This is a genomic window from Streptomyces asiaticus, from assembly GCF_018138715.1.
Taxonomy (GTDB): Bacteria; Actinomycetota; Actinomycetes; order Streptomycetales; family Streptomycetaceae; genus Streptomyces; species Streptomyces asiaticus.
In genome coordinates, this window is sequence record NZ_JAGSHX010000006.1 from 5,735,938 (window position 1) to 5,756,652 (window position 20,715).

Here is a 20,715-nt window from a genome sequence, read left to right on the forward strand (position 1 = left end):
TGACGTCGAAGGCAGATGCCGCCAGTTCAGAGATAGCTGATGCCGGTCAGTTCTTCGGCCGCCGCCCAGAGCTGCTTGCCAACAGCGGGGTCGGCCGCCTCCCGACTGAGCCGGGCGTCGGTGACCCGGCCCCTCGTCTCCCCAAGCATGGACGGTCCGAAGAACTGGCCGCCCCGCAGGCCGGGTTCGGTCGCGGCGCGCAACTGCGGCAGTGCGCCCTGCTCCACGGACTGGGTGGCCAGGAGGCCGACCCACGCAATCAGCTGCCCGAACCGGCCACGGTGCTCCCAGGCGCGCGGGGTCAGGTTGGTGCGGGTGAGACCGGGGTGGGCCAGCGTGCTGACGATCGGCGATCCGGCAGCGCGCAGGCGGCGGTCCAGTTCAACGCCGAAGATCGTCGTTGCGAGTTTGGACCGGCCGTAGGCGGGAGCGGCCCGGTAGTTACGCTCGAACATCAGGTCGTCGAAGTCGAGGTGCGCGTTCTTGTGGGTGATCGAGCTGAGGTTGACCACCCGGGCTTCCCGCGCCGCGGCCAGCTTGTCGAGCAGCAGGCCGGTCAGCGCGAAGTGGCCCAGCATGTTGGTGCCGAGCTGCAACTCGAAGCCGTCGACGGAGGTGCGGCGCGGGCCGAGCAACACCACTCCGGCATTGTTGACCAGCAGGTCGATCGCCGGGTGGTCGGCGGTCAGCCCCGCGGCGAATGCCCGTACCGAACCGAGGGAGGCCAGGTCCAGCTCCCGTACCTCGACGTCGCCGCCGATCCGGCGGGCGGCCTCCTCACCGGCGTCGGTGTTGCGGACGGCGAGCACGACGTGGGCGCCGTGGCGGGCCAGTTCGGTGGCGGTGACCAGGCCGAGGCCCGAGTTCGCGCCGGTTACGACGGCGATCCGGCCGTGCTGGTCGGGAATGCGGTCGGCGGTCCATCCGGTCATCCGCTGCTCCTGAGGGTGTCGGTGCGGTACACCGACGACGCTAGGAGCGGTGCGCGCCGGATCGGTCGTTCTCGGTTGCCTAGGTCTGCGGGACCTACCTTGCCTGCCCGGCGACGCGGCACACTTGGGGCATGAGCCACCCCTACGCTCGTGAGCTGGGAGATTTCCTGCGTGCCCGGCGCGGCAGACTGCGTCCGCACGACGTCGGTCTGGAACCCGGCGGCCGGCGCAAGGTCACCGGGCTACGGCGCGAGGAGCTGGCACTTCTGGCCGGGCTGAGCACCGACTACTACCAGCGGATGGAGCAGGGCCGGGAGGTACGCCCGTCCGACGACGTCCTGGACGCGCTCGCCCACGCACTCGGACTCGACGACGAGGAGCGCCGGCACCTGTTCACCCTGGCCCACGCCGCCCGCCGGCCCATGCCCGCCCGGGCGGACCACGGTCCGGAAAAGGTGCCGGACAGCACCCGGCGACTGCTGCGGGTGATGGACACCCCGGCGCTCGTACTCGGCCGGCACCTCGATCTGCTCGCCTGGAACCCGATGGCGGAGGCGCTGCTCGGCAGCCCGGACGCCCACCCGTCCGACCGGCTCAACATGCTCCTGCTGATGTTCGACGACACGCTGACCGGCGAGCGGAGCTGCCCGGACTGGGAGCGGCAGGCCCTGGACTACATCGGCATGATGCGCGCCGCCGTCGCCGCTGACCCCACCCATCCGCGCGCCACCGCGATCGTGGGTGAGCTGAGCATCCGCAGCGCCGAGTTCCGGCGGCTGTGGGCCCGGCACGACGTACGCGCGTCGGTCAGCGGCTCCAAGACCTTCCGGGTCCCCGAGGTCGGCGACATCGTCCTGGACTGGGACACCTATCCGCTGCCCGGCAGACCCGGCCCGGTCATGCTGGCCTTCACCGTCGAACCGGGCAGCCCCGACGCGGACCGGCTCCAGCTTCTGGCGTCTTTGCACGCGACCCGCTCGGCACGCGCCGACAGGCGCTCCTTCTAGAAGACGAGCGTTCGCCGTTGTGCAGCGCCCGCTCGCCCGGACGGCCGCGAGCGTCATCAACGCCTCAGCTCACTGGTAACGACCACGCGTCATGGAGAGCGGCAGAGCTTCGGAAATCCTGACGGAACGTCGAACTCTCGACGCGATCGAGTGAAACCCCGCTCACCAGCGCCGCAGGTCAGGAGAAGATGCGTCGAACAGAAGGAACTCACGGGAGTCCCGACAACAGCCGACGCCTCGCGGGGCGCCGTCCCGGCGGGCTCCCCGCCGGGACGGCGCTCGCGTCGGGCCGTGCTCCCTGGCCCAGGCCGACGCTCAGGTGCAGTACTGCGCTTCCTTGCCGATCGAGCGGTACATGCAGTCCGCGTTCTCCACGAGTTGGAGCACCGCGTCGCGGTTGCGGCTGGTTTCGCGGTCGATGACCTCGTCGGGCGGGTAGAAGCCGCCGGCGCCGGAGTCGCTCGGGTACATCTCGAAGGTGTAGGCGAAGACCTTCTGGGTGCCCCACAGATAGTCGTCGATCGCGCCGTCGGTGATGTAGAGCTCGCTGGACTGCTCGGGGGTGTAGCCGTTGCTCGCGGCCATCTTCTTGCCGACCGCCGCGAAGGCGTCGTAGTCGTCCCGCGTCATGCCGGTGGTGGTTTCGTCGTACGTCCAGCCGAAGGGCCACAGCACCAGTTCGCTGTAGGTGTGGAAGTCGATCGCGGCCTTGATCTGCTGCTTGCCGCCCACGACCCGGCTGCGGGCGAAGTCGGCGACGACCTTCACCTCGGGGGCGGAGGCGGCACGGGGGCCGCGGTAGGTCTCGGAGCTGGGTGAGGTGGAGGAGCCGCCGCAGCAGCCCCACTTGAAGTCCCAGTTGCGGTTGAGGTCGGTGCCCACGGACGACGAGCCGGAGTTGGGCTGACGGTTCTTGCGCCAGCTGCGGTAGGAGCCGGTGGCGATGTCGTACTCGCCGCCGTCCGGGTTCACATCCGGGACGATCCAGATCTCCCGGCCGTTGACGGCATTGGTGATCCGGGAGTCGCTGCCGTAGCCCTCGGTGAACTGTCGCACCAGATAGAGCGCCATCTCCACCGTAAGGTGCTCACGGGCGTGCTGATGGGCGGTGAAGAGGACCTCGGGCTCGTTCTCGTCCGTGGCCACGTTGTCGCTGATCTTGAGGGCGATGATGTCGCGCCCCTCGTACGACTTTCCGATGACGCGCTTGCTGAGGATCGACGGATACTTCGCCACCGCGGCGTTGATCTCGGTGTTCGCTTCGGCGTAGTTGTGGTACTTCGCATCGGCCGACGGGAAGTCGAACGGCTTGGCCGACCTGCCCTCGGCGCGGTCGGGCGGGCCCGGGAGCGCGGTGAGCCGGTAGCCGAGCGCGCGCAGCCGCTTGGCCTGCGACGCGTCGGCGGTGACGACCACGGAGCGGGCGTCCACCTCGTCGATGGACACGCCCGTGGCGGCGATGGCGGAGCGGTCGGCCCGGGTGGCGGGGCCGGAGACCTCGTACTGCCGCACGCTCTCGTCGGCGCCCTGGGCAGTGGATGATGCGGTGCGGTCGGTGCCGGGCCGTGGAGCGGGATCATCGGCCTGAGCTGCCATGGGGGCGGCGAGTGCGAGGGTGAGCAAGGCGGTGAGGGCGGTGGCCCGTCTACCGCTGATGCGACGTCGCATGACATCTCCTGGGGGGTGAAGGGCGAGCGACTGCTGCGCCAGTGTTCGGCCATGCGCATGACATGCGCAAGGGTGGGAAATGGTCGAAGCCGAAGGAATCTCTCATCGAGGGAAGGAACCCCCCGCATGAACAGATCTCTCGTCGGTGCGCTCTCGGCCCTGTTACTGGGCGGCGCGACCCTCGTCGGCGCGGGCGCGGCGCCCGCGACGGCCGCGTCCCCCGCCAAGGCCCCGGCCCCCGCCAAGGTCTCCGCCAAGGCCCCGAAGGCGGCCGACTTCGCGGGCACGGTGGCGCTCAGCAACTGCTCCGGCTCCGTCGTCCGCACACCGGGCTCGGCCGACAGCGACCCCGCGCTCGTGCTCTCCAACGGCCACTGCCTGGAGAGCGGCTTCCCCGGCGCGGGAGAGGTGATCGTCGACCAGCCGTCCAGCCGGAGCTTCACCCTGCTGACCGCCTCGGGCGGCCGGGCCGGCACCGTCCGGGCGAGCAAGGTCGCGTACGCGACGATGACCGACACCGACATCTCGCTGTACCAGCTGACGTCCACGTACGCCCAGATCCAGTCGTCGTACGGCATCAAGGCGCTGACGCTGTCGGACAGCCGCCCGACCCAGGGCTCCGCCATCAATGTGGTCTCCGGCTACTGGAAGAAGATCTACTCCTGCAATATCGACGGATTTGCATATCGGCTTAAGGAGGGGGACTGGACCTGGAAGGACTCGGTCCGCTACACCTCCGCCTGTAACACGATCGGCGGAACGTCCGGCTCCCCCGTCGTCGACCCGGCGTCCGGCAAGGTCGTGGCCGTCAACAACACGGGCAACGAGGACGGCGGCCGCTGCACGCTCAACAACCCGTGCGAGGTGGACGAGAACGGCACGGTGACGGTGCGCCAGGGCATCAACTACGCCCAGGAGACGTACCCCATCACCAAGTGCGTGAGCACCGGCAACAAGATCAACCTCAACCTGGCGGGGTGTGTGCTGCCCAAGCCCTAGCGAACAGCTGTACGCCGGTGCGCCCCGCCCATGACGAGCGGGGCGCACCGGCGTACGTCGAACTGTCGTTCGCGCAGTCCTGTGGGTCTACAGCCCGTGGACGTGCGAGCCGACCGCCTTCGACCAGGCGTTCCCGCCGGCCGCGTCCCAGTTGGTGGACCAGGTCATCGCGCCACGGATGCCGGGGTAGGTCTTGGACGGCTTGAAGGAGCCGCAGCCGGAGCCCTTGGCGAGGCAGTCCAGGGCGTCGTTGACGACGCTCGGCTCGACATAGCCGGAGCCGGCGCCGCTGGTGGAGGCGGGCACGCCGATGCCCACCTGGGACGGGTCGAGGCCGTTCTCGAGCTGGATGCAGGCGAGGCCGGTGAGGAAGTCGACCGAGCCCTGTGAGTAGACCTTGCCGTCACAGCCCTGCATCGAGCCGCTGTTGTAGTACTGCATGTTGACCACCGTCAGGAAATCCTTGATCGCCAGGGCGGTCTTGAAGTACTCGGTGGACGCCGACTGCATGTCGATGGTCTGCGGCGCCATGGTGACCACGACATCGCTCTTCTTGTCGTGGACGGCCTTGAGGGCCTTGGTCATGTACGTCGAGTTGACGCCGTTCTCCAGGTCGATGTCGACGCCGTTGAAGCCGTACTTGTCCATCAGGCCGGTGATGGAGGAGGCGAAGGCGTCCGCCGAGGCGTCGTCGCTGACCGAGATGGAGCCCTTCTCGCCGCCGACGGAGACGATCACGGACTTCCCGGCCGCCTGCTTGGCCTTGATGTCGTCCTTGAACTGCTGCTCGTCGCTGTAGCCGGTGGCGGGGTCGAGCTTGAAGTCGACCGCTCCGGGGGTGCCGGTGGCGTCGGCGAAGGCCACCGCGATGATGTCGTAGTCGTCGGGGACGTCCGAGAGCTTCTGCTTCGTCGCGCCGTTGTCGAAGTTCTGCCAGTAGCCGGTGACGGCGTGCTCGGGGACGGCGGCGGCGTGCTGCTTCGCGTCCGGGTGCTCCTCGGACGCGTTGGCCGAGCCGGCGGATATGAGCCCTCCTGCGGCGAGGGCGACGACTGCGGCGGCTCCGAGCAGCCGCTTGGTGAACTGTGCGCGTACCACGACAGCCTCCGTACGTGGGGGGATGTGGGGGAGGTGGTGCCAGTGCGCGTTCAGGGGCCCCTGTGGCGTGCGTATAAGGTGGTCCAGACCAATAGCGTTGTCAAGCCCGAGCGACATCTTCCCTGCACGTGAGGGTGAAAAATGCGGATGAGGGGGCCAAGAGCGGTTGCGCTCCCGGCCCCCTTGGCCCCTCCCCGCGAACGGGGCCGCGTCACGTCCCCCCGGAAGGGGCCGCGTCACGCTACGACAGACCGTGGACCTTGGGGCCCACCGCGTTCGACCACGCGTTGCCCGCCGTCGCGTCCCAGTTGGTGGACCAGGTCATCGCGCCGCGCAGACCCGGGTAGGTCCGGGACGGTCTGAAGGAACCGCAGTTCGTGCCGCGGGCCAGACAGTCCAGGGCGTTGTTCACGACCGTCGGGGAGACGTAGCCGCTGCCCGCGCCGCGCGTCGAGGCGGGCAGGCCCAGGCCGACCTGCGACGGGGAGAGACCGCCCTCCAGCTGGATGCAGGCCAGGGCGGTCAGGAAGTCGACCGAGCCCTGTGAGTAGACCTTGCCGTCGCAGCCCAGCATCGAGCCGCTGTTGTAATACTGCATATTGACCACCGTCAGGATGTCCTTGATGTTCAGCGCCGTCTGGAAGTAGGCGTTGGACGTGGACTGCATGTCGATGGTCTGCGGGGCCATGGTGATCACCAGGCCGGAGCCGGCCTTCGCCGACAGGGAGCGCAGCGCCTGGGTCATATAGGTGGCGTTGAGGCCGTTCTCCAGGTCGATGTCGACGCCGTTGAAGCCGTACTCGCGCATCAGGGCGTAGACGGAGTTGGCGAAGTTGTTCGCGGAGGCCGAGTCGTTGATCGAGACCGTGCCGTTCTGGCCGCCGATGGAGATCACGACGGACTTCCCGGCCGCCTGCTTGGCCTTGATGTCGTCCTTGAACTGCTGCTCGCTGCCGTAGCCGACGGCGGGGTCGAGGGTGAAGTCGACGGCTCCGGGGGTGCCGGTGGCGTCCGCGAAGGCGACCGCGATGATGTCGTACTGGTCCTGGACCTCCCGCAGCTTCTGCACGGCCGCGCCGTTGTTGAAGTTCTGCCAGTAGCCGGTGACCGCGTGCTTGGGCACGGTGCCGCCGCCCTCGCCGCCGCCGGCCGAGGTGGTGCCCGTGACGGCGGCCGACCTGGGCGACTCGCCCGCCGCGTTGGTGGCGGTGACCTGGAACTGGTACGAGGTGGACGGCGCCAGTCCGGTCACGGTCGCGGAAGTGCCGCCGACCGACTGCACCTTGGAGCCGTCGCGGTAGACGTTGTAGCCGGTCGCGCCGGTCACCGGGGACCAGGAGAGATCGACGGAGGACGAGGTGACGGCGCCGGCCTTGAGGCCGCTCGGCGCGCCCGGCACCGGGTCGCCGGGGTCGCCGCCGGGGCCGGTCAGGCTGATGTCGTCGGCGTAGTAGGCGGGCTGGCCGTACCAGCCGTGGGTGTAGACGGTCACCGAGGTGGTGTTGGCGCCGGTGGTGAAGCTGGTGCTGAGCTGCTGCCAGCCGGTCGCGGAGGGCGTCCAGGTCGAGACGTCGGTGGTGCCGGTGCCGCTCGCGCCGAGGTACACATAGCTGCCCTGGACCCAGCTGCTGAGGGTGTACGAGGAGTTGGGCTTGACGGCCACGGTCTGGGCGCAGCGGGCGTTGTCCGAGCCCGCCGGGGTGGCCTTGAGGGCGGCCGAGCCGCTGTGGACGGGGCTCGCGACCGTGGTGCCGCTCGCCGCCGAGCAGGTCCAGCCGCTGAGGCCGGACTCGAAGCCGGGGTTCTGGGCGAGGTTGGCGGCCGCGGCGGTCGCGGTGCCGCCGCCGAGGGCGGCAAGGCCGGTGGCGCCCAGTGCGATGGTGGCGAACGCGCCGGTCAGCCGGGCGACGTTGCGTCTGAGTCGGGTGGGGCGGGGGTGTGGGGCACGGTCCATGACTGCCTCCGTGGGGGAATCCGTTGGGAAGTCGGCGTGAAGGAGGAGATTGCGGACGGTGGCCACCGTGTGAACGTAACGTGGTCCAGACCAATGCCCTTGTCAAGGGGATGCGCACACTGAAGGATCGGGCCCGGGGTGCGTAACCCAGAGGAACTGTTCTCTCACGCCGTTTTCGTGGATAAAGTGACGACGCACCAGGACAGGGGCAGTAAGAGACAGGGGCAGTAACGACCTGCGGCCGCCGCCGCTCGGCGCCGATGTGAGACGGGGTAGCCGACGTGCCCACCGCGATAGCAGTCACCGGCCGCGAGCTGGTGCTTCCGCCGCCCGACGGGCAGACCCCGTCGGCCGTAGTGCTCCGCCCGCCGGACGCACAGTCACTCGACGACGCCCTCGCCGAGGTCGGGACCCTCCTCGACCAGCAGGGCTATCTCGTCGTGCTCTACCCCGCCGCGACCCCCGCGGCCGTGGTCCGCAGGCTCCATACCGTGCGCTCCGTACTGGAGAGCGACCGGATGGCGCTGCTGCCGCTTGAACTCCCGCCGCTGGCCGTGGCCGTGCTGGCACGTCAGCTGCGCCAGCTGTCCATATCCGACTTCAGTCCCGGCGTGCTGGCGTGCGCCGCCCGGCTGCTCTCCCACTACATCCACGCGGGCGCCCTGCTGGGCAGCGTCGCCAAGCTGGACCGGGTCCCGGTCAGCCTCACCTCGCACGTCAAGTCCTGGGTGCCCGGCGCCCACTTCGGGGTGCTCGCCCACCCCACCCCGCACCTGGTCAAGGTCGGCGGCGCGACCGAGCTGCCCGCCCCCGGGTACGCCACCTCCATGACGATCGCCCGGGGCCAGCTCGGCAGCCATGGCTACGGGGGCGGCGGCGCGGGCCGCGACGACTGGGTCACCGGCGCCCTCGCCCCCGCCTGGGGCGTACGCGGCGTGGAGGAGGTGCCGCTGCCCGCCGAGTCGGCGCGCTGGTGGGGCACCCCGAAGCTGATCGAGTTCGCCGCGGCCATCCCCGACCTCTCGGTCCTCTACCAGCTCGTGGCCTCCGTACGGAGAGAGGAGTGCCACTGGTGCGGCTTCGAACTCATCGGCGACCGCTGTGCCTTCTGCTCCTGCCCGGTGGCCCGCGGCGATGAGATCCCCGCACTGCTCACGTCCCCACGTCCCGCCCTGACCAGCCGGTAACGTCCCCGAACGAGGTTGTGCGACCCATGAATTCACGCCAGCGCCGCGGAGTCATCCTGCTGCTCCTGTCGGTCCTGTGCGCCGTCGGCGCCTTCGCCGGAGTCCTCTCCGTCGTCAACGACGTGGAGTCGAAGGTCGGCCCCGAGACCACGGCCTACAAGCTCACCTCGGACGTCAAGCCGTACAAGGCGCTGGAGGCCGGGGAGTTCGAGAAGGTCTCGATGCCCAAGCGCTATGTGCCCTCCACCGCCGTCACCGATCTCGACGAGCTACGCGGGAAGATCGCCGTGACCCAGCTGACCAAGGGGTCGCTGCTCCAGCGCGACATGATCGTGAACCGGCCCGCCCTGAAGCCCGGGCAGCAGGAGATCGCGATCATGGTCGACGCGGCGACCGGCGTCGCGGGCAAGATCACCCCGGGGGCGCGGGTCAACATCTTCGCCACCTTCGAGGGCGACACCCAGGGCGAGAAGCCGGTCTCCAAGCTGATCGTCGCGGGCGCCGAGGTGCTCGACCTCGGCAAGATCACCGCCCTGGAGCCCGACCAGGACGACAAGCGGCGGATCAACGAGGCCGTGCCGATCACCTTCGCGCTCGACACCAGGAACGCCCAGCGCGTCGCGTACGCCGAGTCGTTCGCCTCGCATGTGCGGCTCGCGTTGGTCGCGCCCGGCGGGGGCCCCTCCATAGACCCCGACGACCGCACCTACACCCTCGACGGCGACAAATGAGTGAGGAGGTGCCGCGGTGACGATCAGAATTCTGCCGGCCGTCGGCGACCCCGACGCCGCCCGCTCCCTCAGCGGGCTGCTCGGCCAGTTGCCCGGTGTCGAACCGTCGGCGCCGGTGGGCGACTCGACCCTGCTGCTCGACACCCTCGCCTCGCTGGCCGCCGCCTCCCTGGAGGAGCTGCCGGAGGTCGTCCTCGTCCATGAGCGCATCGGCCCGGCCCCGGCGCTGGAGCTGATCCGCGAGATCGCGCTGCGCTTCCCGGCGGTGGGCGTGGTGCTGGTGACCGCCGACGCGGGACCCGCGCTGTACTCGGCCGCCATGGACGCCGGGGCCCGCGGCATCGCCGGGATACCGCTGGCGTACGAGGAGCTGGCGACCCGGGTGCAGGGCGCCGCCCAGTGGGCCACCGGTGTGCGGCGCCATCTCGGGGGCGGCGGCGATCCGTATCCCACCGGGCCCGGCGGCAAGCTGGTCGCGGTCGCGGGCGCCAAGGGCGGGGTCGGCACCACCGTGACCGCCGTACAGCTCGCGCTCGCCGCGCGCGCCGCCGGCCGTAAGGTCGCGCTGGTCGACATGGACCTCCAGTCCGGGGACATCGCCTCGTACCTCGACGTCCAGTTCCGGCGCTCGATCGCCGATCTGGCGCAGATCAGCGACATCTCGCCGCGGGTGCTCCAGGACGCGGTGTTCACCCACCAGACCGGGCTCGGGCTGCTGCTCGCGCCGGGCGAGGGCGAGCGCGGCGAGGAGGTGACCGACGGCACCGCCCGGCAGGTCATCGGCGCGCTGCGGTCGCGCTTCGAGGTCGTGATCGTCGACTGCGGTACGCAGATGACCTCCGCGGGCGCCGCCGCCGTGGAGCTCGCGGACATCGCGCTGCTGGTGACCACCCCGGACGTGGTCGCGGTGCGCGCCGCCAAGCGCATGGTCCGGCTGTGGGACCGGCTCCAGATCCGCAAGGCGGAGGAGACCGTGACCGTGGTCAACCGGCACTCCCGCAGCGCGGAGATCCAGCCGCAGCTGGTCCAGCGGGCCACCGGCACGACGGTGGCGCGCACGGCGATCCCGGCCGGATTCAAGGAGCTCCAGCCCGCCGTCGACTCGGGCCGGATGCACGACCTGGACGCCAAGTCGGCCGTCAAACAGGCGCTGTGGGGGCTGGCCGGTGAGCTGGGCCTGGCGGAGGCGGCACCCCCGGGCGGCGGCCGCCGCGCCGGCCACCGGGGCGGCCACGCGGCCGGGGGCGGCGGCGAGCGCGCCCTGCCGGGGCTGCGGCGGCGCCATGCCATAGAGGCGGGCGGCGACCCGGCGCAGGACGGCGTGGGCGACGGCACCGACGCGCTGAACGAGATCGCCCCGCCGTCCACCAGGGGCTTCCTGCGCAAGCGGGGCGGCGGCGACCGCGGCCAGGTGACGGTCGAGTTCCTCGGCGTCCTGCCGCTGGCGCTGATCGTGCTCGCGGTCATCTGGCAGCTGGTGCTGGTGGGCTACACGTACTCGCTGGCGGGCAACTCCGCCGACAAGGGCGCCCGCGCGGGCGCCGCCAAGGGCGCGGGCGCCTGCCAGGACGCGGCCGCGAAGGACATCCCCGGCTCCTGGACCGCCGACATCGACTGCGGCGGCGGCGACGGCACCGTCTACAAGGCCACGGTCAAGCTCCACGTCCCGATCCTCTTCCCGGGCGCCGCCGACTTCCCCTGGACGGTCACGGGCACGGCGGGCGCGGCGGACGAGACCGACCTGGCGGGCGGAGGACACTGAGATGACCCGTCACCACATGCGCGCGCGGCTCGCCTCCGGCGGCCCCGCGACGGCCCCCCGCCGCCCCAGCCGCCCGGTGGCGGCCACCACGCCGGGCGACGGCCTCGCGGCCCCGGGGGACGGGCGTACGCCGCCGAGCGGCGGGCCCTCCGGCCGTCCGGCGGCGCCCGGACCCGCCGCGGCGCCGGGCGCCGGGCCCACCGCGACGGCCGCCGCGCGACGCCGCGGTGGGGCGGTCGACGTGCCGCGGACGCGCGGGATGGCCGCTCACCTGTCGTCGCCCAGCCCGGTAGCCCTGCGACGGGGTGGGGCGACGGACCGCTGGGGCCGCCGGGTCGCGGCTGTGCCGAGAGCCGTCCGGCGGGCCGCCGGGGCCGCGGCGCGCCACCTGGCCGCAGGTTCTCCGCGTGCGCGTGGCCGCGCGGGAGCGTCGCTGGGCGAACCGGCGGGGGTACGGCGGCTGCCCGGCGGGGTCCTCGCCCGTACGGGGCCGCGCCCCGGCGGGGCGCGCCGGGGGCGGGGCGACGCCGGGTCGGCGTCCATCGAGTTCCTCGGGTTTCTGCCGATCCTCATCCTCGTCGCGCTCGCCGCCGTGCAGCTCGGCATCGCCGCGTACGCCGCGCAGCAGGCCGGCACCGCGGCGCGGGCGGCGGCGCGGACGGCGTCCCTGGACGAGCCGCGGACCAGCCCGCAGGCCGCCGGCAAGGCGGCGATGAGCGGGTGGCTGGCCGACGGCGCGAGCATCGGCAGCGGTGGCTGCGGCGGCGGGGAGGCGCAGGCCACCGCGACCGTGGTCATCCCCTCGGTCTTCCCCGGCATCGCGGACTTCGGCAGCGCCGAGAGGAGCGCCACCATGCCGTGCGACGACGGGGACGGCGGTACGGGCGACCTGGCGTCGGCCGCGTTGGGAGGCGAACGATGAGCCTGCGGGCCCGTATCACCGCACCCGAGGGGCCCGGCGAGGGCAGCGGGCGCCAGGACGGGCACCTCGTCTCCGCCTACCGCGCCAAGCTGCTGGAGGAGATCGACCTCGCCGAGATGTCCTCGCTCTCCACCGCCGAGCGCCGCTCCCGCCTGGAGCGCGTGCTCGGCCACATCATCAGCCGCGAGGGCCCGGTGCTGTCCACCAGCGAGCGCTCCCAGCTGATCCGCCGGGTGGTGGACGAGGCGCTCGGCCTCGGGGTGCTCGAACCGCTCCTCGAGGACACCTCCATCACCGAGATCATGGTCAACGGCCCGGACCAGATCTTCGTGGAGCGGGCCGGCCGGGTCGAGCTGGTCCCCGTCCGCTTCGCCTCCGAAGAGCAGCTGATGCAGACCATCGAGCGCATCGTCTCCACGGTCAACCGCCGCGTGGACGAGTCGAATCCGATGGTCGACGCCCGGCTCCCCTCCGGTGAGCGCGTCAACGTGATCATCCCGCCGCTCGCCCTCACCGGTGCCACGCTCACCATCCGCCGCTTCCCCCGCGCCTACACCCTCCATGAGCTGATCGGCATGAGCACGCTGGACGAGCAGATGCTGATGCTGCTCGCGGCGCTGGTGCGGGCCAAGTTCAACGTCGTGGTCTCCGGCCCCACCGGATCCGGTAAGACCACGCTGCTCAACGCCCTTTCCGGGCTGATCCCGGACGGGGAGCGCATCATCACCGTCGAGGACGCCGCAGAACTCCAGCTCCAACAGAGCCATGTCATCCGGCTGGAGTCCCGGCCGCCCAACGTCGAGGGCAAGGGCCGGATCACCATCCGCGACCTGGTCCGCAACTCCCTCCGGATGCGCCCCGACCGCATCATCGTCGGTGAGGTGCGCGGCGGGGAGACCCTCGACATGCTCCAGGCCATGTCCACCGGCCATGACGGCTCGCTGGCCACCGTCCACGCCAACAGCGCCGAGGACGCGCTGATGCGGCTCCAGACGCTCGCCTCCATGTCGGACGTGGCGATCCCCTACGAGGCGCTGCGGGACCAGATCAACAGCGCCGTGGACTGCATCGTCCAGCTCGTCCGGCACGCCGACGGCTCGCGGCGGATCAGCGAGATCGCGCTGCTCGACAGCCATGGCCACGAGTCGTACCGCATCGCCACCGTCTGCCGCTTCGACGCCCAGCCGATGGGCGCGGACCGGGTGGTGCACGGGCGGTTCGGCTACTTCCCGCTGCCGGAGCGGGTCGCCGAGCGGCTGCGCATGGCCAGCGAATCGGTGCCGCCCGCCTTCGGCGTGGCCGCCTTCCCGGCACAGCTGGCCACCCGCGCGGCCGGATACGACCCGTACGACCGGCCGCCGTTCGGCCGGCCCCCGCAGGACCGACCCCCGTTCGACCCCAGGGACCGGAGGTAGCAGGGCCCATGGACCATCTCGCGACGGCCGCCCTCGGCGCGACGCTGGTGTGCGGCGCGCTGGGCGTCGTGGGCGTGCACACCTACATACGCGGCAAGGAGCAGCAGCGCGCGCTGATCGACCGGCTGTCGGAGACCGGCCCGCTGCCGGGCACCGCCCGTGCGCGCCGCTTCTCGGGGGTCGACCGGCGGCTGCGCACCACCTCCCTCGGCCGGAAGCTGGAGCTGCGGCTGGCGGCCACGGGCCTGGAGATCACCCCGGGGGAGTTCTTCGTCTACACGGCGGGGGCGGCGGCCGGGCTGTGGGTGATCGCGGCCTCCTTCCTCGCGGCGTTCTTCGGCCCGATAGCGGCGGTGGTCGCCGTCTGGGGGTCCTTCGCGTTCCTCAGCTGGCAGCGCCAGAAGCGGATAGAGCGCTTCATCAACCAACTGCCCGAGCTGTCGCGGATCCTGGCCAACGCCACCCAGGCCGGGCTGGCGCTGCGCACCGCGCTCGGCATGGCGGCGGACGAGATGGAGGCGCCGGCGGGCGAGGAGCTGGCCAAGGTCGCGGCCAAGCTGGCCGTCGGCCACTCGATCGACGACGCGCTGGAGGAGCTGGCCGAGCGGCTGCCGTCCCGGGAACTGGTGGTGCTGGTCACCACGCTGGTGCTGTCCAACCGCGCGGGCGGGACCGTGGTCAGCTCGCTGCGCAACCTCACCCAGACGCTGGAGGAGCGCAAGGAGACCCGGCGGGAGGTGCGCACCCAGCTCTCGCAGGTGACCGTCACCGCCTATGTCGTACCGCTGCTGGGGATCGGGACGCTGCTGCTGATGAACCGGATCTCGGCCGGTTCGCTGGACCGGATGACCTCGTCCTTCTGGGGGCAGGCGGCGGTGGTCGTGGCCTTCTGCCTGTACGGGATCGGCTTCTTCCTCATCCGCCGCATGTCCAAGATCGACGTCTAGCGAAGTCCGGCGAATCCAGGTAGAGGGGACGTGAGGGAGATGGCACTGCTGCTGGCGCTGGCGGCCGGTCTCGCGGTGGCGGGCATCGCCTACGGCATCACGCTGTACCGCAGCGAGGCCAAGCTGCCCAGCGATCTGGCCGTGGCCCTGGAGGTCGGCTCCAGCCGGGCGACCGTGGTCGGCTCGGCCGTCGACCGGCTGGGCATGCGCTACGCCCCGCTGGTGCTGCGGCTGATGGGGGAGAAGCGGGTGGCCCGGGTCCGCCGCCGGATCGATCTGGCGGGCAACCCGGGCGGTCTGACGGTGGATCGCTACGCGGCCCGGCGGGCGGTCTACGGGGCGCTCGGCTTCGTCGGTGCGCTGGTGATGCTGATCAAGGGTCAACTCCTGCTGGCGCTGCTGCTGGTGGCGTTCGGGCTGTTCTGGATCGAGGTGGGCATCTGGGCGGCGGTGCGCGAGCGCAAGGACGCGATCGAGCGGACGTTGCCGGACTTTCTGGACGTTCTGGCCGTCGTGGTGAGCGCCGGTTTGAGCTTCCGGCAGGCCCTGGACCGGGTCGCCGAGAAGTATGAGGGTCCCTGGGCGGATGAACTTCGCATCACACTTCGGCAAATGGACATGGGGGTCAGCCGCCGTCAGGCGTTCGAGGAACTACGTAAACGTAATGACTCAGAACAGGTCGCGCAGTTCGTCACCGCCCTTCAGCAGGGCGAGGAGCTGGGCGCTCCGATTGTCGAAACGTTGATCGCCATTGCGAACGACATGCGCCGTACGGACGCCCAGAACGCCCGGCGGCGCGCGGCCCGCGCGGTGCCGAAGGCGACCATGGTCATCACGACCTTCATGGTGCCCGGAACCATGGTGTTGCTCGTCGCGGGGTTCTTCATCGGCTCGGGCACCGACTTCGGCTCGGTGACCGGGGACTGACGGTCTCTTTTAGGTGAAGCTCCTTCGCGGTTGCAATTGAATGTGGGACAGTCGTCGACGGAGAACTCCTCGGTGCGGGAGGGGGTGAGACGGATGCGCGGTCGGGGTTGGTCGTCACGCCCACGGTTCGAACGTGGTGAACGGGGAAGTCAATGCTTCCTAGGGCACTGTTCCGAGACGGCTGTTTCGGCGTACTTTGCTCGTGTCGCGAGCGACACCACGGGGGTTGAGTCGCCGGACCACACAGGGACGGCAGCCCATGGAGGGGAACACAATGGGGAAGCGCGTCATGCGGAACGATCGGGGACAGACCTCGATCGAATACCTGGGCATCATCGCCGTGGTGGTGGCCATCGTGCTGGTCCTGTCGACCACGGACTTCGGCAGCATGATCGCAAACGCCATCTCCGACAAGATCTCACAGGTCGTCGGCATCTGACCGGTCCCGTGACAGCGCGCCGAGATCTCAGGAGCGACGCGGGGCAGGCGTTTCCGATCTACATCACGGCGGTGGCGGGCCTGCTCTTCCTGGCGCTGGCCCTCTTCGCCGTCGGCCAGGCCGGAGCCACCCGCAACGGCGGACAGACCGCCGCCGACGCGGCGGCCCTCGCGGCCGCCCAGGACTACCGCGACCAGTTGCGCAAGGGGTTCCTGGAGGCGATCGCCAACGGCAGCGCATGGGACGACCTGCTGAACGGACGGGGACCGGGCGTGGGCGACGCCTGTGATCAGGCGCAGTGGTTCGCCGACCAGAACGGCGCGTCGCTCAGCGGAGACGGATGCGTCCCGGGCTATCTGCCGACGTCCTTCACCGTCACCGTGAAGACGCACAAGCCCGTGGGCAAGACCGTCATCCCCGGCACGGAGAGCAAGTACGGGGAGGCGACGGCCAAGGCGGTCGTCACCCCGCGCTGTACGGCCGAGTCGCCCGCCCCGCCGACCGAGCGGCCCGACGACGGCGGCAAGGGCGACGACGGCGGTGGCGGTAAGGACGACGGCAAGGGCGGCGACGGCGGTAAGGACGACGGCAAGGACGACAAGCCGCCCATTGACCTCCTCTGCGACGGAACCGACCTGACCATCGACCCGACGCGTCTCGATCTCTTCCCCGACGCCAAGGACCTCTTCTCCGTGCACCTGGCCGACTGACGGCCTACTGACGAGCGAACGAAGAGCAGAAGAGCAGAAGAGCAAAGGACAGCGAGCGATGAGCATTCGGCACACGACGAAGGCCCGGAGGGGGGCCGCCGCGACGGCGCTCGCCGCGGCCCTGGCCCTCGCCGTGGCCGGGTGCGGCAACGGCGACGGCGACAAGAAGCCCGACGACGCCGCGGACCGGACGTCGACCGCGGGCAAGGACAACGGCGACGAGCAGGAGCCCGCGGCGGACTCCTCCAAGACCATCGGCGAGATGAAGGGGCCCGGCGGGGTCGTCGTCACCCTGCACTCCGCGGTGCGCGACGACGGCGGGTTCGTGACCGTGAACGCCACCGTCACCAACCACGGCAGCCGGCTCTTCAACGCGATCGACTGGCGCTCGAAGGAGACCGAGGTGAAGTCGCTCTCGTCCGTCTCCGGCGCGTCCCTGGTCGACGAGAAGGGCAAGAAGCGCTATCTCGTCCTGAGGGACACCGACGGCCAGTGCCTGTGCACCACGGGGCTCTCCGGAATCAAGCCCAATGAGAGCCGTCCGCTGTTCGCGCAGTTCCCGGCCCCGCCGAAGAGCGTCAAAGAGATCGACTTCCAGATCCCGACCATGCCGTCCGTCAGCATCACCCTCTCCGGGTGAGCCGCGCCATGACACCGCAGACGACGGCCCGCCCCGCGCGCCGCGGCCCCGTGCTGGCCGCGCTGGCCTCCACCGCGCTCCTGGTCACCCTCACCGCCCCGGCGCCGCCCGCCCACGCGGACAGCGGCCCCGGCGCGCCCGCCGACACCACCCCGCCGGTGAAGATCGACGCCAATGACTCCGATCTGAAGATGCCCGAGGGCGCCAAGCTGGCGCCCGGTCGGGTCCTGGACATCAAGTCCGTGGTCGAGACGGACGACGGCGACGAGCGGCGGGAGGACACCAACGCCAAGGTGAAGTTCGCGCTCCAGGCCGAGGTGCTCTTCGGCAAGGACAGCGCGAAGCTGGGCGGCGACGCACGGGCCCGGATCAAGGAGATCGCCTCCGAGGCCGAGCGGCAGAACGCCAAGAGCGTCCGCGTCTTCGGCTTCACCGACGACCTGGGCTCCGCGGGCCACGGCATCGTGCTGTCCAAGCAGCGGGCCAACGCGGTGCAGCAGGCGCTCGCCGAGGACCTCGACCCGTCCGTCAACTACGAGATCCGGGGCTACGGCGAGCAGTACCCGATCGCGGACAACGCGACCGAGGAGGGCCGCAAGCGCAACCGCCGGGTGGAGGTCAGCTTCCCCAGGACCGCCTGACCCCTCCCAACCGGGGCTCCGCCCCGGACCCCGCTCCTCAAACGCCGGAGGGGCTGATTTCAGCCCGTCCGCCCCGAACCGCGGTCCTCAATCGCCGGAGGGCCCGATTTCAGCCCGTCCGGCGATTGAGGACACGCCCGAAGGGCGTCCGGGGTCCGGGGGGCGGAGCCGCATATCGAAATGGTGCGGGAAGGGGCGGGGAGGGGAACAGCCCGCCGCAGGCGAACCGGCCGAGCGTGGTCGCGGTGCCCGATGCCGCATCATGGGTGTGTTGATCGCACCCTTCGCCGGAGTTAGTTCTGAGTACCGCCGTCGCCGAGACCCTTGCTGTCGCCCTGCTCCTCGGCGTACTGGCTTTCGCGGTGGTACGGCCCCGGGGCCTGCCGGAAGCGGTCGCGGCCGTGCCCGCCGCCGGGATCGTGGTGGCCATCGGGGCGGTCTCGCCCGCCCGGGCCTGGGCGGAGGCCTGGGAGCTGCTGCCCGTCGTGGGCTTTCTGGCCGCCGTGCTGCTGCTGGCCCGGATGTGCGCGGACGAGGGGCTCTTCGAGGCGGCGGGACAGGCCGTGGCGCGGGCCTGCGCGGGGCGTACGGACCGGCTCCTGGGCGGGGTCTTCGCCGTCGCGGCCGCCGTCACCGCCGTGCTGAGCCTGGACGCCACCGTGGTGCTGCTCACGCCCGTGGTGTTCGCCACGGCGGCCCGGCTCGGGGCGCGGTCCCGGCCGCATGTGTACGCGTGCGCCCATCTGTCGAACTCGGCGTCCCTGCTCCTCCCGGTCTCCAACCTCACCAATCTGCTCGCCCTGGAGGCCGGCGGGGTCTCCTTCACCCGGTTCGCCGTGCTGATGGGGCCCGCCTGGCTGGTGACCATCGGCATCGAGTACCTGGTCTTCCGCCGCTTCTTCGCCGACGATCTGGCCGCCGGGACCAGCGAGCCCCCGCCCGCCGACTGGCCCCGGGTGCCGGTGTTCGCGGTGACGGTGCTGCTGCTGACCCTCGCCGGGTTCGTCGGGACCTCGCTGGCGGGCCTCGACCCCCAGTGGGCGGCCTGGGCGGGCGCCCTCGTGCTCACCGTAAGGGCGCTGCGGCACCGCCGGGCGACCGTAAGGGAGGCGATCGGGGCGACCGGGCCGCTGTTCTGCCTGTTCGTACTGGCGCTCGGGGTGGTGGTCCAGGCCGTGCTGGCGGGCGGCCTCCAGGAGGCGCTGGGCCAGGTGCTGCCCACCGGGGCGAGCCTGCACGCGCTGCTGGGGATCGCGGCGGTCGCGGCGGTGCTGGCCAACCTGATCAACAACCTGCCCGCCGTGCTGGCGCTGCTGCCGATCGCCTCCGGTGGCGGCCCCGGGCCCGTGCTCGCCGTGCTGATCGGCGTCAACCTGGGCCCCAACCTCACCTATGTCGGCTCCCTCGCCACCCTGCTGTGGCGGCGCATAGTCCACCGCCACGACCCGGAGACCGGCTCCGACCTGGGGGTGTTCACCCGCCTGGGGCTGCTGACCGCACCGGCGACCGTGGTGGCCGCGACGGCGGCGATGTGGGCGATGCTGAGGGTCACCGGAAGCTGAGGCTCGGCTGGGGCGCACCGAAAGCCGAGGGGCCGCCGGCGCGACGGTTCGTCGCGGCGGCGGCCCCTCACCCTGCTGTCAGGACCCGAGAGGGCCTGATGTCAGGATTCGATCCAATGTCAGGATTCGATCCAGTTGTGCGCCTGGGCGATCTCGAGGACCCGCCTGCGCACCTGCTTGATCTGGTCGGCGGTCAGACTGCCGCCCACCTCGACCAGCGCCTCGGTCAGCTCCTGCCGGAACTCGGTGACCGACAGCACATCGCACATGGTGTCGTCGCCGTCCGGACCGGCGGAGGGCCGTACGACCGGCGCTGCGGCACGCTCGACGATGCGCACCTCGGAGGCCTTGGGCCCCTTGTCGCCGTACTCGGGAACGAACCGCACCTTGGACCCGGGCTGGAACAGGTGCTTCTCGTCCAGCAGGTCATTGGCGTGCATGAAGACGTCCTCGCCACCGTCGTCCGGAGCGATGAAGCCGTAGCCGCGGAACTCGTCGAAACGCAGAATCTTGCCCGTGGTCGTCACCGTGCTACCCCTACCCCTATACCTCTACCTCGATGACCTCGACCGCGATCGAGGGTGTCCTGACCATGACCGATCGAGGGTGTCCCAACCATGACACCGAGACGTCAGCGTACAGAAGGTGGCGGCGACGCTGAAGGGCCGGGGGCGATCACGACGCGCACGCCCCGCCGCACGCCCCAGTGCTCCAACGCGCCCGCCTCCGCCTCCAGCACATGACGGGACCGCAGCCGGGGCCGCCCGAGCCGCCCGGGGCGCAGGGTGTGGACGTCCAGGACGGTGAGGTGCCGGTCCAGATAGGCGACGTCGATGGCGAACCGCATCCGGAAGGTGTGCACCCCGCTCGCGGGGGTGAGCAGGAGCGCGCCGGTCAGCCCGTCCCGCCCGAGCAGCCCGCGGGCGCGGGCGCGGTAGGAGGCGGCGATGGTGAGCGGAATGGCCTTCGCGCGCCCCGCGCCGCCCGCCACGCCCCCCGGGTCCTCCTTCGCGCCCATCGGGCCGCCGCCCGAGCCGCCGTCCGCGCCGCCCGAGCCGCCCACCACGAGCAGCGTCCCCGTACCGTCCCGCCAGCGGCCCATGACCCGCGCCCCCTTCGCCCGTTCCACGCCGTCCGCCCGTCCCGGCAGTGTTCCACCGGCCGGTCGCTTCCG

Annotated in this window: 20 protein-coding genes; 14 read left to right on the top strand and 6 right to left on the bottom strand. The window is 71.2% G+C overall.

The window, feature by feature from the left end; translation table 11 throughout:
- Positions 1 to 26 precede the first annotated feature (26 nt).
- Positions 27 to 932: an oxidoreductase gene (locus tag KHP12_RS32015; protein ID WP_086881506.1), complete on the bottom strand. Its 906-nt coding sequence runs from the start codon at positions 930 to 932 to the stop codon at positions 27 to 29.
- A gap of 131 nt (positions 933 to 1,063) precedes the next feature.
- Here KHP12_RS32015 and KHP12_RS32020 point away from each other — a divergent pair, with 131 nt between their 5' ends.
- A complete protein-coding gene (locus KHP12_RS32020) occupies positions 1,064 to 1,939 on the top strand; it encodes a helix-turn-helix transcriptional regulator (RefSeq protein WP_086881507.1) in 876 nt (291 codons plus the stop codon).
- 315 nt (positions 1,940 to 2,254) lie between these two features.
- Here KHP12_RS32020 and KHP12_RS32025 read toward each other — a convergent pair whose 3' ends face one another.
- Positions 2,255 to 3,607, bottom strand: coding sequence for a M14 family metallopeptidase (locus KHP12_RS32025; protein ID WP_107471742.1), 1,353 nt, complete (start codon positions 3,605 to 3,607; stop codon positions 2,255 to 2,257).
- Between the two features lie 126 nt (positions 3,608 to 3,733).
- On the opposite strand from KHP12_RS32025, the gene KHP12_RS32030 reads away from it, so the two are divergent.
- Positions 3,734 to 4,606: a S1 family peptidase gene (locus KHP12_RS32030; protein WP_086881509.1), complete on the top strand. Its 873-nt coding sequence runs from the start codon at positions 3,734 to 3,736 to the stop codon at positions 4,604 to 4,606.
- Positions 4,607 to 4,693: 87 nt separating this feature from the next.
- On the opposite strand, the gene KHP12_RS32035 is transcribed toward KHP12_RS32030, so the two are convergent.
- Entirely contained in the window at positions 4,694 to 5,704 is a 1,011-nt protein-coding gene (locus KHP12_RS32035; protein ID WP_086881510.1) for a chitinase, read from the bottom strand.
- Between the two features lie 241 nt (positions 5,705 to 5,945).
- Positions 5,946 to 7,658: a chitinase gene (locus KHP12_RS32040; protein WP_107471743.1), complete on the bottom strand. Its 1,713-nt coding sequence runs from the start codon at positions 7,656 to 7,658 to the stop codon at positions 5,946 to 5,948.
- A 281-nt stretch (positions 7,659 to 7,939) separates the two neighbouring features.
- On the opposite strand from KHP12_RS32040, the gene KHP12_RS32045 reads away from it, so the two are divergent.
- From KHP12_RS32045 to KHP12_RS32100, 12 genes are all read left to right on the top strand, one after another.
- The gene (locus KHP12_RS32045) at positions 7,940 to 8,845 is read left to right on the top strand and encodes a hypothetical protein (RefSeq protein ID WP_086881511.1); all 906 of its coding nucleotides are present in this window, start codon (positions 7,940 to 7,942) and stop codon (positions 8,843 to 8,845) included.
- Positions 8,846 to 8,871: 26 nt separating this feature from the next.
- The gene (cpaB, locus tag KHP12_RS32050) at positions 8,872 to 9,576 is read left to right on the top strand and encodes a Flp pilus assembly protein CpaB (protein WP_086881512.1); all 705 of its coding nucleotides are present in this window, start codon (positions 8,872 to 8,874) and stop codon (positions 9,574 to 9,576) included.
- Between the two features lie 16 nt (positions 9,577 to 9,592).
- Complete coding sequence (locus tag KHP12_RS32055) at positions 9,593 to 11,338, top strand: CpaE/TadZ family protein (protein WP_086881513.1); 1,746 nt, start codon at positions 9,593 to 9,595, stop codon at positions 11,336 to 11,338.
- 1 nt (position 11,339) lies between these two features.
- Positions 11,340 to 12,260 (top strand): TadE/TadG family type IV pilus assembly protein, encoded by a 921-nt coding sequence (locus tag KHP12_RS53475; protein WP_372455241.1) that lies wholly within the window; start codon positions 11,340 to 11,342, stop codon positions 12,258 to 12,260.
- Positions 12,257 to 13,675: a TadA family conjugal transfer-associated ATPase gene (locus KHP12_RS32065; protein WP_086881514.1), complete on the top strand. Its 1,419-nt coding sequence runs from the start codon at positions 12,257 to 12,259 to the stop codon at positions 13,673 to 13,675. Before KHP12_RS53475 ends, KHP12_RS32065 begins: the two co-directional genes overlap by 4 nt.
- Before the next feature lie 8 nt (positions 13,676 to 13,683).
- Positions 13,684 to 14,622, top strand: a complete 939-nt coding sequence (locus tag KHP12_RS32070; RefSeq protein WP_211833973.1) for a type II secretion system F family protein — start codon at positions 13,684 to 13,686, stop codon at positions 14,620 to 14,622.
- A 39-nt stretch (positions 14,623 to 14,661) separates the two neighbouring features.
- A complete protein-coding gene (locus KHP12_RS32075) occupies positions 14,662 to 15,549 on the top strand; it encodes a DUF5936 domain-containing protein (RefSeq protein ID WP_086881516.1) in 888 nt (295 codons plus the stop codon).
- A 289-nt stretch (positions 15,550 to 15,838) separates the two neighbouring features.
- On the top strand, positions 15,839 to 15,988 hold the full coding sequence (locus KHP12_RS32080) for a hypothetical protein (RefSeq protein ID WP_162496074.1): 150 nt from the start codon (positions 15,839 to 15,841) through the stop codon (positions 15,986 to 15,988).
- Between the two features lie 8 nt (positions 15,989 to 15,996).
- Positions 15,997 to 16,698, top strand: a complete 702-nt coding sequence (locus KHP12_RS32085) for a pilus assembly protein TadG-related protein (protein ID WP_086881517.1) — start codon at positions 15,997 to 15,999, stop codon at positions 16,696 to 16,698.
- A 58-nt stretch (positions 16,699 to 16,756) separates the two neighbouring features.
- Positions 16,757 to 17,338 carry a hypothetical protein gene (locus KHP12_RS32090; protein WP_086881518.1) on the top strand — a complete coding sequence of 194 codons (582 nt, stop codon included), beginning with the start codon at positions 16,757 to 16,759 and terminating at the stop codon, positions 17,336 to 17,338.
- An 8-nt stretch (positions 17,339 to 17,346) separates the two neighbouring features.
- Positions 17,347 to 17,979: an OmpA family protein gene (locus tag KHP12_RS32095; RefSeq protein WP_051572940.1), complete on the top strand. Its 633-nt coding sequence runs from the start codon at positions 17,347 to 17,349 to the stop codon at positions 17,977 to 17,979.
- A 299-nt stretch (positions 17,980 to 18,278) separates the two neighbouring features.
- Entirely contained in the window at positions 18,279 to 19,541 is a 1,263-nt protein-coding gene (locus KHP12_RS32100; RefSeq protein WP_086882806.1) for an SLC13 family permease, read from the top strand.
- 119 nt (positions 19,542 to 19,660) lie between these two features.
- On the opposite strand, the gene KHP12_RS32105 is transcribed toward KHP12_RS32100, so the two are convergent.
- Together KHP12_RS32105 and KHP12_RS32110 are read right to left on the bottom strand one after the other, a co-directional pair.
- The gene (locus KHP12_RS32105) at positions 19,661 to 20,068 is read right to left on the bottom strand and encodes a cold shock domain-containing protein (RefSeq protein WP_037950628.1); all 408 of its coding nucleotides are present in this window, start codon (positions 20,066 to 20,068) and stop codon (positions 19,661 to 19,663) included.
- 104 nt (positions 20,069 to 20,172) lie between these two features.
- A complete protein-coding gene (locus KHP12_RS32110) occupies positions 20,173 to 20,643 on the bottom strand; it encodes a DUF192 domain-containing protein (protein WP_086882807.1) in 471 nt (156 codons plus the stop codon).
- Positions 20,644 to 20,715 lie beyond the last annotated feature (72 nt).